The sequence below is a fragment of the Streptomyces sp. NPDC051219 genome (assembly GCF_040682335.1).
In the GTDB taxonomy this organism is placed as follows: Bacteria; Actinomycetota; Actinomycetes; order Streptomycetales; family Streptomycetaceae; genus Streptomyces.
In genome coordinates this window covers 39,129-55,133 of the sequence record NZ_JBFBAS010000004.1, presented here as the reverse complement: position 1 = coordinate 55,133, position 16,005 = coordinate 39,129, and the positions used below count along the sequence as shown (strand labels likewise).

At 66.2% G+C, this 16,005-nt stretch carries 12 protein-coding genes and 1 tRNA gene; 1 reads left to right on the top strand and 12 read right to left on the bottom strand.

The window, feature by feature from the left end; all coding sequences use genetic code 11:
* Positions 1 to 18: 18 nt before the first annotated feature.
* From rpsG to AB0M62_RS07140, 12 genes are all read right to left on the bottom strand, one after another.
* Positions 19 to 489: a 30S ribosomal protein S7 gene (gene rpsG, locus AB0M62_RS07195; RefSeq protein ID WP_254372672.1), complete on the bottom strand. Its 471-nt coding sequence runs from the start codon at positions 487 to 489 to the stop codon at positions 19 to 21.
* A gap of 2 nt (positions 490 to 491) precedes the next feature.
* The gene (rpsL, locus tag AB0M62_RS07190) at positions 492 to 863 is read right to left on the bottom strand and encodes a 30S ribosomal protein S12 (RefSeq protein WP_003948652.1); all 372 of its coding nucleotides are present in this window, start codon (positions 861 to 863) and stop codon (positions 492 to 494) included.
* A gap of 348 nt (positions 864 to 1,211) precedes the next feature.
* Positions 1,212 to 5,111 (bottom strand): DNA-directed RNA polymerase subunit beta', encoded by a 3,900-nt coding sequence (locus tag AB0M62_RS07185; protein ID WP_366073113.1) that lies wholly within the window; start codon positions 5,109 to 5,111, stop codon positions 1,212 to 1,214.
* Between the two features lie 95 nt (positions 5,112 to 5,206).
* On the bottom strand, positions 5,207 to 8,692 hold the full coding sequence (gene rpoB / locus AB0M62_RS07180) for a DNA-directed RNA polymerase subunit beta (RefSeq protein WP_366073112.1): 3,486 nt from the start codon (positions 8,690 to 8,692) through the stop codon (positions 5,207 to 5,209).
* A gap of 528 nt (positions 8,693 to 9,220) precedes the next feature.
* Entirely contained in the window at positions 9,221 to 9,604 is a 384-nt protein-coding gene (gene rplL, locus AB0M62_RS07175) for a 50S ribosomal protein L7/L12 (RefSeq protein WP_366073111.1), read from the bottom strand.
* Positions 9,605 to 9,716: 112 nt separating this feature from the next.
* The gene (gene rplJ / locus AB0M62_RS07170; RefSeq protein ID WP_366073110.1) at positions 9,717 to 10,247 is read right to left on the bottom strand and encodes a 50S ribosomal protein L10; all 531 of its coding nucleotides are present in this window, start codon (positions 10,245 to 10,247) and stop codon (positions 9,717 to 9,719) included.
* Positions 10,248 to 10,512: 265 nt separating this feature from the next.
* Positions 10,513 to 11,388 carry a DUF1396 domain-containing protein gene (locus AB0M62_RS07165; RefSeq protein WP_366073109.1) on the bottom strand — a complete coding sequence of 292 codons (876 nt, stop codon included), beginning with the start codon at positions 11,386 to 11,388 and terminating at the stop codon, positions 10,513 to 10,515.
* A gap of 154 nt (positions 11,389 to 11,542) precedes the next feature.
* On the bottom strand, positions 11,543 to 12,265 hold the full coding sequence (gene rplA / locus AB0M62_RS07160; RefSeq protein ID WP_366073108.1) for a 50S ribosomal protein L1: 723 nt from the start codon (positions 12,263 to 12,265) through the stop codon (positions 11,543 to 11,545).
* 83 nt (positions 12,266 to 12,348) lie between these two features.
* On the bottom strand, positions 12,349 to 12,783 hold the full coding sequence (gene rplK, locus AB0M62_RS07155) for a 50S ribosomal protein L11 (protein WP_355823929.1): 435 nt from the start codon (positions 12,781 to 12,783) through the stop codon (positions 12,349 to 12,351).
* A gap of 200 nt (positions 12,784 to 12,983) precedes the next feature.
* Positions 12,984 to 13,925 carry a transcription termination/antitermination protein NusG gene (nusG, locus tag AB0M62_RS07150; RefSeq protein WP_366073107.1) on the bottom strand — a complete coding sequence of 314 codons (942 nt, stop codon included), beginning with the start codon at positions 13,923 to 13,925 and terminating at the stop codon, positions 12,984 to 12,986.
* 80 nt (positions 13,926 to 14,005) lie between these two features.
* A complete protein-coding gene (gene secE, locus AB0M62_RS07145) occupies positions 14,006 to 14,293 on the bottom strand; it encodes a preprotein translocase subunit SecE (protein WP_366073106.1) in 288 nt (95 codons plus the stop codon).
* A 108-nt stretch (positions 14,294 to 14,401) separates the two neighbouring features.
* Positions 14,402 to 14,474, bottom strand: a tRNA-Trp gene (locus AB0M62_RS07140).
* A 192-nt stretch (positions 14,475 to 14,666) separates the two neighbouring features.
* On the opposite strand from AB0M62_RS07140, the gene AB0M62_RS07135 reads away from it, so the two are divergent.
* Positions 14,667 to 15,893: a pyridoxal phosphate-dependent aminotransferase gene (locus AB0M62_RS07135; RefSeq protein ID WP_366073105.1), complete on the top strand. Its 1,227-nt coding sequence runs from the start codon at positions 14,667 to 14,669 to the stop codon at positions 15,891 to 15,893.
* The last annotated feature ends 112 nt before the right edge of the window (positions 15,894 to 16,005 follow it).

Here is a 16,005-nt window from a genome sequence, read left to right as displayed (position 1 = left end):
TCTCGATGTGGGTAGCGACTACCAGCGGTAGTGCGCGAAGGCCTTGTTGGACTCGGCCATCTTGTGGGTGTCCTCGCGCTTCTTGACGGCAGCGCCAAGACCGTTGGAGGCGTCGAGCAGCTCGTTCATGAGGCGCTCGGTCATGGTCTTCTCGCGGCGGGCGCGGGAGTAACCGACGACCCAGCGCAGCGCGAGGGTGGCGGCACGACCGGGCTTGACCTCGATCGGCACCTGGTAGGTGGCGCCACCGACACGGCGGGACTTGACCTCGAGAGACGGCTTGACGTTCTCGAGGGCGCGCTTCAGCGTGATGACCGGGTCAGCACCGGTCTTCTCGCGGAGGCCTTCCATGGCGCCGTAGACGATCCGCTCGGCGGTGGAACGCTTGCCGTCAAGCAGAAGCTTGTTGATCAGCGACGTGACAAGGGGAGAGTTGTAGACCGGGTCGATGATGACCGGGCGCTTCGGGGCGGGGCCCTTACGAGGCATTCTTACTTCTCCTTCTTGGCGCCGTAGCGGCTGCGGGCCTGCTTGCGGTTCTTGACACCCTGGGTGTCGAGCGAGCCGCGGATGATCTTGTAGCGAACACCCGGCAGGTCCTTCACACGGCCACCACGCACGAGCACGATGGAGTGCTCCTGCAGGTTGTGTCCCTCACCCGGAATGTAGGCCGTGACCTCGATGCCAGAGGTCAGGCGCACACGCGCGACCTTACGCAGGGCCGAGTTCGGCTTCTTCGGGGTGGTCGTGAACACACGCGTGCAGACGCCGCGGCGCTGGGGCGAACCCTCGAGCGCGGGCGTCTTGTTCTTCTCGACCTTGTCCTGCCGGCCCTTCCGGACCAGCTGCTGGATCGTAGGCACTACTTCTCCGGTTTCTGTGTGCCGTAGTGAAACTAACCTGAAACAGTCGCCGACCCACGCGGTCGGGTGTGTCGAATACTGCAGGCTCCCGCCCAAGGCGGATAAGCGCAGATTGCGGTGTGGTCTTCCTCGGCTCCCCATACGGTCTAAAGGCACGCACGGGAGCCCAGGGCACACCCCAGGCACAAGGTCAGAGCGTACCTACCGCATCGGCTCCGGTCAAAACAAATGCACACGCGCAGGACAGACCGCCCGCATCATAAGCCCGCACCGGCGAATCTGCGAGCAAAAGCCGCAGGGCGGCCACCCCGGAAAGGGGTGGCCGCCCTGCGGCGTGCAGTGCGACTGTCAGCCGTTGTACGGGCCGTAGTCGTAGTCCTCCAGCGGGACAGCCTGGCCGGAGCCGGTGCCGAAGGGCGAGTAGTCGATGTCGTCGTAACCGACGGCCGAGTACATCGCGGCCTTCGCCTCCTCGGTGGGCTCGACCCGGATGTTGCGGTAGCGGGCGAGGCCCGTACCGGCCGGGATGAGCTTACCGATGATGACGTTCTCCTTGAGGCCGATCAGGGAGTCCGACTTGGCGTTGATCGCCGCGTCGGTCAGAACCCTGGTCGTCTCCTGGAAGGACGCCGCCGACAGCCACGACTCGGTCGCCAGCGAGGCCTTGGTGATACCCATCAGCTGCGGACGGCCGGAGGCCGGGTGGCCGCCTTCCGTGACCACACGACGGTTCTCGGCCTCGAAGCGGCCGCGCTCGACGAGCTCGCCCGGCAGCAGCTCCGCGTCGCCGGACTCGATGATCGTCACACGGCGCAGCATCTGCCGGATGATGATCTCGATGTGCTTGTCATGGATCGACACACCCTGCGAGTTGTAGACCTTCTGGACCTCGCCGACCAGGTGGACCTGGACCGCGCGCTGACCGAGGATCCGCAGCACGTCGTGCGGGTTGGTGGCACCCACGGTGAGCTTCTGGCCCACCTCGACGTGGTCGCCCTCGCTCACCAGCAGACGGGCACGCTTGGAGATCGGGAACGCCGTCTCCTCGCTGCCGTCGTCAGGAGTGATGACGATCTTCTTGGTCTTCTCGGTCTCCTCGATCCGGACGCGGCCGACCGCTTCCGAGATCGGGGCGACACCCTTGGGCGTACGAGCCTCGAAGAGCTCGACGACACGGGGCAGACCCTGGGTGATGTCGTCACCGGCCACACCACCGGTGTGGAAGGTACGCATCGTCAGCTGGGTACCGGGCTCACCGATCGACTGGGCGGCGATGATGCCGACCGCCTCGCCGATGTCGACCAGCTTGCCGGTGGCCAGCGAGCGTCCGTAGCAGAAGGCACAGGTGCCGACTGCGGACTCACAGGTCAGGACCGAGCGGGTCTTGACCTCCTCGACGCCGTTGGCGACGAGGGCGTCGATCAGGACGTCGCCCAGGTCGACATTGGCCGGCGCGATGACCTTGCCGTCGATGACGACGTCCTCGGCCAGCATGCGGGCGTACACGGACGTCTCGACGTCGTCCGTCTTGCGGAGCACGCCGTCCTCGCCCTTGACCGCGATCTTCAGCTTCAGACCGCGCTCGGTGCCACAGTCCTCCTCGCGGATGATCACGTCCTGCGAGACGTCCACCAGACGACGGGTCAGGTAACCCGAGTCGGCGGTACGCAGGGCGGTGTCCGCGAGACCCTTACGGGCACCGTGGGTGGAGATGAAGTACTCCAGCACGGAGAGACCCTCACGGAACGACGCCTTGATGGGCCGCGGGATGGTCTCGTTCTTCGCGTTCGACACCAGACCACGCATACCGGCGATCTGCCGCATCTGCATCATGTTTCCTCGGGCACCCGAGTCAACCATCATGAAGATGGGGTTCGTCTTGGGGAAGTTCGCGTTCATCGCCTCGGCAACCTCGTTGGTCGCCTTGGTCCAGATCGCGATGAGCTCCTGCGTGCGCTCGTCCTTGGTGATCAGACCGCGCTCGTACTGCTTCTGGACCTTCTCGTCCTGAGCCTCGTAGCCCGCGACGATGGCCTTCTTGGCCTCGGGCACGACGACGTCGGAGATGGCCACGGTGACGCCCGAACGGGTCGCCCAGTGGAAGCCGGCCGCCTTCAGGTTGTCGAGCGTCGCCGCCACGATCACCTTGGGGTAGCGCTCCGCCAGGTCGTTGACGATCTCGGAGAGCTGCTTCTTGCCCACCGAGTAGTCGACGAACGGGTAGTCCTCGGGCAGCAGCTCGTTGAAGAGCGCGCGGCCCAGAGTCGTACGCAGCCGGAAGCTGTCGCCCTGCTGGAACTCCGGCTCGCCCTCCTCGGCGACCGGCGGCACCCAGCCACGCGGCGGGATGGTGCCCACCGGGAAGCGGATGTCGACCTTCGCCTGCAGCGAGAGCTCGCGGTTGTCGAAGGCCATGATGGCCTCGGCGGTGGAGCCGAAGGACCGGCCTTCGCCCTTGACCTCGCGCTCCTCCTCGTCCGTGGTGAGGAAGAAGAGGCCGAGCACCATGTCCTGGGTGGGCATGGTGACCGGACGGCCGTCGGCCGGCTTGAGGATGTTGTTCGAGGACAGCATCAGGATGCGGGCCTCGGCCTGCGCCTCCGCGGAGAGCGGCAGGTGGACGGCCATCTGGTCACCGTCGAAGTCCGCGTTGAACGCGGTGCAGACGAGCGGGTGGATCTGGATGGCCTTGCCCTCGACCAGCTGCGGCTCGAAGGCCTGGATGCCGAGGCGGTGCAGCGTCGGTGCACGGTTCAGCAGCACCGGGTGCTCGGCGATGACCTCTTCGAGCACGTCGTACACGACCGTGCGGCCACGCTCGACCATGCGCTTCGCCGACTTGATGTTCTGCGCGTGGTTCAGGTCGACCAGGCGCTTCATCACGAACGGCTTGAAGAGCTCCAGCGCCATGGCCTTCGGCAGACCGCACTGGTGCAGCTTGAGCTGCGGGCCGACGACGATGACGGAACGGGCCGAGTAGTCGACTCGCTTGCCGAGCAGGTTCTGACGGAAACGACCCTGCTTGCCCTTGAGCATGTCGCTCAGGGACTTCAGCGGGCGGTTACCGGGACCGGTCACCGGGCGACCACGGCGGCCGTTGTCGAACAGCGCGTCGACGGCCTCCTGCAGCATCCGCTTCTCGTTGTTCACGATGATCTCGGGCGCACCGAGGTCAAGGAGACGCTTGAGGCGGTTGTTGCGGTTGATGACACGGCGGTACAGGTCGTTCAGGTCGGAGGTCGCGAAGCGGCCACCGTCCAGCTGCACCATCGGACGCAGGTCCGGCGGGATCACCGGGACGCAGTCCAGCACCATGCCCTTGGGGCTGTTGCTGGTCTGCAGGAACGCGGAGACGACCTTGAGGCGCTTGAGCGCACGGGTCTTCTTCTGGCCCTTGCCGGTGCGGATGATCTCGCGGAGACGCTCGGCCTCCTCCTCGAGGTCGAAGGACTCCAGGCGCTTCTGCAGCGCCGCGGCACCCATCGAGCCGTCGAAGTACGTGCCGAAGCGGTCACGCAGCTCGCGGTAGAGGAGCTCGTCGCCCTCGAGGTCCTGGACCTTGAGGTTCTTGAAGCGGTTCCACACCTCGTCGAGACGGTCGATCTCGCGCTGCGCACGGTCGCGCAGCTGCTTCATCTCACGCTCGGCACCTTCGCGCACCTTGCGGCGCACGTCGGCCTTGGCACCCTCGGCCTCGAGCTCGGCCAGGTCGGTCTCGAGCTTCTTGGCGCGGGCCTCGAGGTCGGCGTCGCGGCGGTTCTCGATCTGCTGGCGCTCCACGGAGACGTGGGCCTCCAGCGACGGCAGGTCGCGCGTGCGGCGCTCCTCGTCCACGAACGTGATCATGTACGCGGCGAAGTAGATGACCTTCTCGAGGTCCTTCGGCGCCAGGTCCAGCAGGTAGCCCAGGCGGGACGGGACGCCCTTGAAGTACCAGATGTGCGTGACGGGAGCGGCCAGTTCGATGTGGCCCATCCGCTCACGGCGCACCTTGGCGCGAGTTACCTCGACGCCACAGCGCTCACAGATGATGCCCTTGAAGCGGACACGCTTGTACTTGCCGCAGTAGCACTCCCAGTCCCGGGTCGGACCGAAGATCTTCTCGCAGAAGAGTCCGTCCTTCTCGGGCTTGAGCGTGCGGTAGTTGATGGTCTCCGGCTTCTTCACTTCGCCGTGCGACCAGGTCCGGATGTCGTCCGCGGTGGCAAGGCCGATCCGCAGCTCGTCGAAGAAGTTGACGTCGAGCACTGTGCGTCAATCCCTCTTTCGGGGTCGAGTCTCAATCATGGTCTGAACGGGCCCGGGGATCACCGGGGAGCCTTTACGGCTCCCCGGCCAACCCGTCAGACCTCTTCGACGCTGCTCGGCTCTCGCCGGGACAGGTCGATACCGAGCTCCTCCGCGGCGCGGAAGACGTCCTCGTCCGTGTCGCGCATTTCGATGGACATACCGTCCGAGGACAGCACCTCCACGTTGAGGCAGAGCGACTGCATTTCCTTGATGAGCACCTTGAAGGACTCAGGAATGCCGGGCTCGGGGATGTTCTCGCCCTTGACGATGGCCTCGTAGACCTTCACGCGGCCGGTGACGTCGTCGGACTTGATGGTCAGCAGTTCCTGGAGGGCGTACGCGGCGCCGTATGCCTCGAGCGCCCACACCTCCATCTCACCGAAGCGCTGGCCACCGAACTGAGCCTTACCACCCAGCGGCTGCTGGGTGATCATGGAGTACGGGCCGGTCGAACGCGCGTGGAGCTTGTCGTCGACCAGGTGGTGCAGCTTGAGGATGTACATGTACCCGATCGAAATCGGGTCCGGGAACGGCTCACCGGAGCGGCCGTCGAACAGCCGCGCCTTGCCGGACGGGAGGACCAGACGGTCGCCGTCGCGGTTCGGAACGGTGTGCTCGAAGAGGCCGGCGAGCTCGTCCTCACGGGCACCGTCGAACACCGGGGTGGCGACGTTGGTGCCGGGCTGGACGTCGTCGGCGCCGATGACCTGCAGACGCTGCGCCCACTCCTCGCCGAGACCGGAGACGTCCCAGCCGCGGCTGGCGAGCCAGCCGAGGTGGATCTCCAGGACCTGTCCCGGGTTCATTCGGGACGGGACACCCAGCGGGTTGAGGATGATGTCGACCGGGGTGCCGTCCTCCAGGAACGGCATGTCCTCGATCGGCAGGATCTTCGAGATGACGCCCTTGTTGCCGTGACGGCCGGCGAGCTTGTCACCGTCGGTGATCTTGCGCTTCTGCGCGACGTAGACGCGGACCAGCTGGTTCACGCCCGGCGGCAGCTCGTCGCCCTCTTCGCGGTCGAAGACGCGGACGCCGATGACCTTGCCGGTCTCGCCGTGCGGGACCTTCAGCGAGGTGTCACGGACCTCACGGGCCTTCTCACCGAAGATCGCACGGAGCAGGCGCTCCTCCGGGGTCAGCTCGGTCTCACCCTTGGGCGTGACCTTGCCGACCAGGATGTCACCGGCGACGACCTCGGCACCGATACGGATGATGCCTCGCTCGTCGAGATCGGCGAGGACCTCCTCGGAGACGTTCGGGATGTCCCGGGTGATCTCCTCGGGGCCGAGCTTGGTGTCACGGGCGTCGACCTCGTGCTCCTCGATGTGGATCGAGGAGAGGACGTCGTCCTGCACCAGACGCTGGCTGAGGATGATGGCGTCCTCGTAGTTGTGGCCCTCCCACGGCATGAATGCCACGAGAAGGTTCTTACCGAGCGCCATCTCGCCCTGCTCGGTGGCCGGACCGTCGGCGAGAACCTGGTTCTCGACGACCCGGTCACCCTCGTTGACGATGACCTTCTGGTTGACCGAGGTGCCCTGGTTGGAGCGGGAGAACTTCGCGACGCGGTACGTGGTGTACGTGCCGTCGTCGTTGGTGACGGTGACGTAGTCGGCCGAGACCTCCTGGACCACACCGTCCTTCTCCGCCTTGATGACGTCACCGGCGTCGACCGCACAGCGGTACTCCATGCCGGTGCCGACCAGCGGGGCCTCCGCCTTGATGAGCGGAACGGCCTGGCGCATCATGTTCGCGCCCATGAGGGCACGGTTGGCGTCGTCGTGCTCGAGGAACGGGATCATCGCGGTCGCGACCGACACCATCTGGCGCGGCGAGACGTCCATGTAGTCGACGTCGTCGCCGGGGATGTAGTCGATCTCGCCGCCGCGGCGGCGGACCAGGACGCGGGACTCCTCGAAGCGCATGTCCTCGGAGAGCGTCGCGTTGGCCTGCGCGATGACGAAGCGGTCCTCTTCGTCGGCGGTCAGGTAGTCGACCTCGTCGGTGACGACGCCTTCGACGACCTTGCGGTACGGGGTCTCGACGAAACCGAACGCGTTGACGCGGCCGTACGACGCGAGCGAACCGATCAGACCGATGTTCGGGCCTTCAGGGGTCTCGATCGGACACATGCGGCCGTAGTGCGACGGGTGAACGTCACGGACCTCGAAGCCGGCCCGCTCACGGGACAGACCACCCGGGCCCAGCGCCGACAGGCGGCGCTTGTGGGTCAGACCCGACAGCGGGTTGTTCTGGTCCATGAACTGGGACAGCTGGCTGGTGCCGAAGAACTCCTTGATGGAGGCGACGACCGGCCGGATGTTGATCAGGGTCTGCGGCGTGATCGCCTCGACGTCCTGGGTGGTCATGCGCTCACGCACGACGCGCTCCATACGAGCCAGACCCGTGCGGACCTGGTTCTGGATGAGCTCGCCGACGTTGCGCAGGCGACGGTTGCCGAAGTGGTCGATGTCGTCGGTCTCGACGACGATCGTGCGACCGCTCTCGCCGGCCGTCTCGACCTCGCCGGCGTGCAGCCGGACCAGGTACTTGATGGTGGCGATGATGTCCTTGCTGGTGAGGACACCGGCGTTCAGCGGCTCGTCCGCGCCGAGCTTCTTGTTCACCTTGTAGCGGCCGACCTTGGCGAGGTCGTAGCGCTTGGGGTTGAAGTAGAGGTTCTCGAGCAGCGTCTGAGCGGCCTCGCGCGTCGGCGGCTCGCCCGGACGGAGCTTGCGGTAGATGTCGAGCAGCGCGTCGTCCTGGCCCTGGGTGTGGTCCTTCTCCAGGGTGGCGCGCATCGACTCGTACTCGCCGAACTCCTCGAGGATCTGCTCGGTGGTCCAGCCGAGAGCCTTCAGGAGTACGGTCACGGACTGCTTGCGCTTGCGGTCGATGCGGACACCGACCATGTCGCGCTTGTCGACCTCCATCTCCAGCCAGGCACCCCGGGACGGGATGATCTTGGCGGAGAAGATGTCCTTGTCGGACGTCTTGTCGATGGAGGAGTCGAAGTAGACACCCGGCGAGCGGACCAGCTGCGAGACCACGACACGCTCGGTGCCGTTGATCACGAAGGTGCCCTTGTTGGTCATGAGCGGGAAGTCGCCCATGAAGACCGTCTGGGACTTGATCTCGCCGGTCTCGTTGTTGGTGAATTCGGCGGTGACGAACAGCGGAGCCGCGTACGTGAAGTCGCGCTCCTTGCACTCGTCGACAGAGTTCTTCGCGGGCTCGAAGCGGTGGTCGCGGAAGGTCAGCGACATCGACCCGGAGAAGTCCTCGATCGGCGAGATCTCCTCGAAGATCTCTTCCAGACCGGACTTGGTGGGGACGTCCTGTCCACTCTCAAGAGCCGACTCGACGCGAGCCTTCCAGGCGGCGTTGCCGAGCAGCCAGTCAAAGCTCTCGGTCTGCAGCGCCAGGAGGTTCGGAACCTCGAGGGGCTCCTTGATCTTTGCAAAGGAGATGCGCAGCGGGGCAGTGCTTGCGCCGGTGTTCGTATTGGCAGTCGAGGCGTTGCGCGAGGCGGCCAAGAGGGGGTCCTTCCGAGGGCTCGGACTCACTACGCGCGTACCGGTCCCCGCCGGGCACAGCGATGGAGATCCCAGGTCAGGGAAGCTTCAATCGTCGATGCTCAAGCGTGGGCATGCCCCTGGTGACGGGCAGGAGGCAGCTAACAGGCAGCGCAAAGGGTCAGTGTAGCCACTTGGCCCACTGATGTCCAGACCGGGTTTCCGGAGACCGGCAACAGAGCCAATCTCTCCCTCCGGGAGGGGTCTCCCCCTCGTTGTTGTTCAGCGCCAGGCGGTGAGCCAGGCCCTGGAAGCGCACTCCGATACTGCCCTCTTCGTCAACGATCCATGCCTCGGATCCTGGATCGGTGTGACGACGCGTCCTGAGAATTGCGCGCTGCGTGCGGTTCGTCAAGGCCCCCCACGACATCGAAGATCACCCTACTCGTCGGGACGGGAAGAGCAAGGCAGGCGTTCGGGAACGCCGAAGGGCGACCACCCGTACGGGTGGTCGCCCTTCAGGAACGAGTCAGGAGACCCGTTACAAGGTCACTTGACCTCGACGGACGCGCCAGCGGCCTTGAGGGACTCGGCAGCCTTCTCGGCGGCCTCCTTGGCGACCTTCTCGAGGACCGGCTTCGGGGCGCCGTCGACGAGGTCCTTGGCCTCCTTCAGACCCAGGGAGGTCAGCTCACGCACGACCTTGATGACCTGGATCTTCTTGTCGCCGGCGCCGGTGAGGACGACGTCGAACTCGTCCTGCTCCTCAGCAACCTCGGCCGGGGCGGCAGCGCCACCACCGGCGGCAACGGCGACGGGGGCCGCAGCGGTGACGTCGAACTTCTCCTCGAACGCCTTCACGAACTCGGAGAGCTCGATGAGGGTCAGGGTCTCGAACTGCGCGAGCAGCTCGTCCTGGGACAGCTTCGCCATGATTGGCGTCCTTCCACTAATTCGGCAGGTGCCGGATGTACATGTCGGCGGGCGTACAGGCCCGCTGCGACCCACGTCTCAGGTGATGACGCAGGTCAATGCGCGAGCCGAATTACTCGGCACCGCCCTGCTCGGCCTTCTTGGCGCGAAGCGCTTCCGCGGTGCGGACGAACTTCGACGGGAGCGCCTGGAAGAGCGCGGCAGTCTGGGACTGCTTGGCCTTCATGGCGCCCGCCAGCTTGGCGAGCAGAACCTCGCGGGACTCGAGGTCCGCAAGCTTCTTGATCTCATCAGCGGTAAGCGCCTTACCGTCAAGGACACCGCCCTTGATGATGAGGTTGGGGTTCTCCTTGGCGAAGTCACGAAGACCCTTCGCCGACTCCACCGGGTCACCGGTGACGAAGGCAACCGCCGTCGGACCCGTGAACAGGTCGTCGAGCGCGTTGATCCCGGCCTCGTTGGCCGCAATCTTGGTCAGCGTGTTCTTCACCACGGCGTACTGGGCGTTCTCACCGAGAGAGCGGCGCAGCTGCTTGAGCTGCGCGACGGTGAGACCCCGGTACTCGGTCAGCACGGCGGCGTTCGAGCTGCGGAACTGGTCCGTCAGCTCGGCTACCGCGGCAGCCTTGTCGGGCCTTGCCATAAAGCGTCGGCCTCCTTCCGGGTGATGAGGACCGCTCAGAAGGGACCGGGCAAAACGAAACGCCCCGGGCACAGGTGCACGGGGCGTGAGCTCAACCGAATGGAATCCGGGAGCACTATCCACAGTCACCTGCGCAGGACGTCCGCATTTAACGGATCCTTCGGCCACCGCACTCCCTTTCGAGAGCACAGCAACGACCAGCGGTCTTTGGCTTCTGGGGAAGAGTACGCGAATCGATCGCCGTCAAGCAAATCGGGCTATCGGGTCAGGTTCCGTCGGAGGCGTTCTTCATCATCGCGGCCAGATCCATGGTCTCGGAGGCCGGCGGAGCCTTGACGGTGACCGGCTTGTTGAGGTCCAGGAACTTGATCGTCAGGTCGAGCGGGCCCTTGTCCGACGTACCCCGCGTACGGAACTGCTTGGTGTGGTCGTTCTCGTCGACCCACATGTCCAGCGTGAGCGCGTCGACGCCCATGCTCTCGTACTGCTTCAGACCCTTCTCGCGCCGCTCCTTGGTGGCCGCGTCCTCGCCCTTCAGGCCCGCGCGCATGTCGGCGATGGTGACGGTGCCCGCGTAGTGCGTGGTCCGTACGCCGTCGACCGTCTCCTCGCCGACCTCCTTGAGGTCCTTGGCGGCGGTCAGCGAAGCGGACTCCTGGGCGGGATTCCGGTCCGCCTGGCTGGAGAGCCCGGCCATCGGGTCGGCGCCGCCTCCCTTGCCGAGCGCCGCCAGGTCGAACTTGAGCCAGCTCTTACCGTCCATCCCGGCGGCCGCTTCCTTGCCGCCGTTCATGTACATGGCGCCGTCGACGAGGCGGATCTCCACCTCACCGGTCTCCGCCGCGGTCCCGCCGCGCATCTTCATCTGTATCGCGGGCGGCTTCATGCTCATCGAGGCCTTGGCCGCGACGTTGCCGCCGCCGGGGACCTTGCCGCTCATCGTGTACGTCAGCGAGGTGAGCTTCTCGTTCTCCTCGGCCGCCCGCTTCACGGCCGCGGCGGTGGCGGGCGTCACCTTGAACGGCTTCTGCCCCGCCTTGCTGTCGGGCGCCGGGTCGCTCCCGGACGTGCAGGCGGCCGTGCCGCACAGCAGAGCGCCGACGAGAGCGGCGTCGGCCGCCTTCCGGTACATCACACGCATGTTCCCCCCACGGGTATTCGCTTGGGTCTGGCCACGACTTTGGGTGACCTTACCGGCCGCCTCGGACAGCGCCACACCCATAAACCGGCCCCCGCACCTCGGAGGAGGTGCGGGGGCCGGTTTCAGCACGCGTGACCCGCGGCTGCCGTCAGGATCAGACGGCGGCCGGGTCCTCCTCGACGAGGAGGTTGCGGGTGCGGTTGGAGTCCAGCGGGATGCCGGGGCCCATCGTGGTGGTCAGGGTCGCCTTCTTGATGTAGCGGCCCTTCGCGGCGGACGGCTTGAGACGAAGGATCTCGTCCAGCGCCGCGGCGTAGTTCTCGACCAGCTTCGTCTCGTCGAAGGAGACCTTGCCGATGATGAAGTGCAGGTTCGAGTGCTTGTCGACGCGGAACTCGATCTTGCCGCCCTTGATGTCCGTGACAGCCTTCGCCACGTCCGGGGTGACCGTGCCGGTCTTCGGGTTCGGCATCAGACCACGCGGACCGAGCACGCGGCCGAGGCGGCCGACCTTGCCCATGAGGTCCGGGGTGGCGACGACGGCGTCGAAGTCCAGACGGCCCTTCGCAACCTCGTCGATCAGTTCGTCGGAGCCGACGATGTCGGCGCCGGCGGCTTCCGCGGCCGCAGCACGGTCACCGGTCGCGAAGACCAGGACCCGGGCGGTCTTACCGGTGCCGTGCGGAAGGTTCACGGTGCCACGGACCATCTGGTCGGCCTTGCGCGGGTCGACACCCAGACGCATGGCGACCTCGACGGTGCCGTCGAACTTGATCACGGAGGTGTCCTTGGCGAGACGGACGGCCTCGAGCGGGGCGTACAGCTTCTCCCGGTCGATCTTGGCGTCCGCAGCGCGGAGATTCTTGCTGCGCTTCACTTCTGCTCCTGATGTGGTTGAGCGTGGAGTCGTGGTGCGGACCAGCGCTTGGTCCTACCACTGAGGTCAGACGGGGGGCTGAATCAGCCTTCGACCGTGATGCCCATGGAACGGGCGGTGCCGGCGATGATCTTCGACGCGGCGTCGAGGTCGTTGGCGTTCAGGTCGGGCAGCTTGACCGTGGCGATCTCGCGGACCTGGGCGCCGGTGAGCTTGGCAACCTTGGTCTTGTGCGGCTCGCCCGAGCCCTTGTCCACACCCGCGGCCTTGAGGATCAGCTTGGCGGCCGGCGGAGTCTTGGTGATGAAGGTGAAGGAGCGGTCCTCGTAGACCGTGATCTCCACCGGCACGACCATGCCACGCTGCGACTCGGTCGCGGCGTTGTAGGCCTTGCAGAACTCCATGATGTTGACGCCGTGCTGACCGAGCGCGGGGCCTACCGGCGGAGCCGGGTTGGCCGCGCCGGCCTGGATCTGGAGCTTGATAAGCCCCGTGACCTTCTTCTTCTTGGGAGGCATTGCTCTCTCCGGGTCCTAGTGAGAGTTTCCAGCCAGCCACCCGATCATCCGGATGGAGGCATACCGCACCACGATAACGGGTATCGGCGCGGGGCTAAAAACCGAGCAGGTCAGACCATCTGCCGCTAGCGGGGTAACCCCGGCGAGAAGCGTGGTCTGACCTGGTCGGAAGTGCGTTTCGAGAAGCTCCCTGACAGGCGTCAGTTCTTCTGGATCTGGTCGAAGCTGAGCTCGACCGGGGTCTCGCGGCCGAAGATCTCGACGAGGCCCTTGACCTTCTTCGAGTCGGCGTTGATCTCGTTGATGGTCGCCTGCAGCGTCGCGAACGGGCCGTCGGTGACGGTGACCGAGTCGCCGACCTCGAAATCCAGCACCTGGACCTCGACCTTGCGGGAGGGCGCCGGCAGTCCGGCCTCCTCGGCGGCGGCCTTGGCGGCCTTCTCCTCGGCCTCCGGAGCGAGCATCTTGACGATCTCGTCCAGGGTCAGCGGGTACGGGTCGTACGCGTTGCCCACGAAGCCGGTGACGCCGGGGGTGTTGCGGACGACGCCCCAGGACTCGTTGGTCAGGTCCATACGGACCAGGACGTAGCCGGGAAGCTTGTTCTGGCGGACGTTCTTGCGCTCGCCGTTCTTGATCTGGACGATCTCTTCCTCGGGCACTTCCGCCTGGTAGATGAACTCCTCGACGTTCAGCGAGACGGCGCGCTGTTCCAGGTTGGCCTTCACGCGCTTCTCGTAGCCCGCGTAGGTGTGAATGACGTACCACTCACCCGGGAGCAGGCGGAGTTCCTGGCGGAGGGCCTCGACGGGGTCGACGGGCTCGGCAGGCTCCGACTCGGCGGCCTCTTCCGCCTCGTCGGCGGCAGCCGTCGCATCCGCGTCGGCGGCCTCATCTACCTCTTCAGCCGCATCGGTGTCGGCAGCCTCTTCAGCCTGGTCGGCATCGGCTGCCTCATCGGCGTCGGCGGCCTCGTCTGCCGACTCCGTGTGCAGGGCCGCCTCCTCCGCCGGCTCACCCGCAGCGGCGTCGGCAGCCTCGGCCTGGTCGGGACCGTCGGCGTCCGCCGCCTCGAGGATGTCGAGCTCGTCCTCGACGGACTCGACCGACTCGGAGGCGTCGTTCAGGTTCGGGTCAGACACGTGGCTGCTTCTTCCTGGCTACATATGGGTGGAACATGCGAAAGGGGCGGCAGACCTATCAAGGCGCCGCCTTCCGCGGATCAGCCGAAGACGTACTTGATGGCTTCCTGGAATCCATAGTCAATCACGGTCACGAGGCCGATCATGATGACAACGAAGACAATCACCACGGTGGTGTACGTCGTCAGCTGGCTGCGCGTGGGCCAGACAACCTTGCGGAGCTCCGCGACGATCTGGCGGTAGAAGAGCGCGAGACGGCCCAGAGGGCCCTTCTTGCCGCGCTTTCCGCCCTTCCGAGCCTTCTTCTTCGACTCGGGTGTCTCGTCCTCGGCGTCAGGCATGTCGATGGAGCCAAGGGCGTCCGTCACGTCTCTCACCTGAATCCGGGTCGTGGCCGTGCCGCGCCCGGTTGAGCCGCACGGCGGTGCATTGAAGTACTTACATGCGCGCACACATCCTGGCGAAGGTGTGTGTAGCAGGGCCGGAGGGACTTGAACCCCCAACCGCTGGTTTTGGAGACCAGTGCTCTACCAATTGAGCTACGACCCTTTGTGGTTCCCCAACCTACCGCATTCGCCCGAGTGCACGGAGTGCATGAAATGCCCCTGAGCGACGGCGGCCGGTGAGGGCCAACGACAGGTGAGTGTACGTGCTTCGGGACGCGGCGTCGAACAGACAACTCTTGTCCGGTCCCTGAAACCAGTGTGCCGGGCCGCTGCGGGGTCTGGGACGATTGGCCGCATGACCTCTGCAACTCCTCCCACCGAGCGCCGGGTCTCCGCCCGTATCGGCGCGATCTCCGAGTCCGCGACCCTCGCAGTGGACGCCAAGGCCAAGGCCCTCAAGGCCGCCGGGCGCCCCGTGATCGGCTTCGGCGCAGGCGAGCCCGACTTCCCGACCCCCGGCTACATCGTCGAGGCCGCGATCGAGGCCTGCCGCAACCCGAAGTACCACCGCTACACGCCGGCCGGCGGGCTCCCCGAGCTCAAGGCCGCCATCGCCGCGAAGACGCTGCGCGACTCCGGTTACGAGGTCGACGCCGCGCAGGTGCTCGTGACCAACGGTGGAAAGCAGGCGATCTACGAGGCCTTCGCCGCGATTCTCGACCCGGGCGACGAGGTCATCGTCCCGGCTCCGTACTGGACCACGTACCCCGAGTCGATCCGCCTCGCGGGCGGCGTGCCGGTCGACGTGGTCGCCGACGAGACCACGGGTTACCGGGTCTCCGTCGAGCAGTTGGAGGCGGCGCGTACGGACCGCACGAAGGTCGTCCTGTTCGTCTCCCCGTCGAACCCGACCGGCGCCGTCTACAGCGAGGCCGACGCCCTGGCGATCGGCCGCTGGGCCGCCGAGCACGGGCTGTGGGTGCTGACGGACGAGATCTACGAGCACCTGGTCTACGGCGACGCGAAGTTCACCTCGCTGCCCGCCCTCGTTCCCGAGCTGCGGGACAAGTGCATCGTCGTCAACGGTGTCGCCAAGACCTACGCCATGACGGGCTGGCGCGTGGGGTGGATCGTCGGCCCGAAGGACGTCGTCAAGGCCGCGACCAACCTGCAGTCGCACGCCACCTCGAACGTCTCGAACGTCGCGCAGATCGCGGCACTGGCCGCCGTCTCCGGCAACCTGGACGCGGTCGCCGAGATGCGGTCCGCCTTCGACCGGCGCCGCCAGACGATCGTGCGGATGCTGAACGAGATCGAAGGCGTGATCTGCCCCACCCCCGAGGGCGCCTTCTACGCGTACCCCTCGGTCAAGGCGCTGCTCGGCAAGGAGATCCGCGGCAAGCGCCCGCAGACCTCGGTCGAGCTGGCCGCGCTGATCCTGGACGAGGTCGAGGTGGCGGTCGTGCCGGGCGAGGCCTTCGGCACGCCGGGCTACCTGCGGCTTTCGTACGCGCTGGGCGACGAGGACCTGGTCGAGGGCGTCTCGCGGATCCAGAAGCTGCTGGCCGAGGCCCGCGACTGAGCCGTGCGTCGCGTGACGGGCTCCCGGCTTCGGCCGGGGGCCCGTTCGTTTGTTCGGGCAAGGGCTCAATGGTGGAAAGCCGCTTCCGGGATGCCGGGGTGTACGGCAGGAT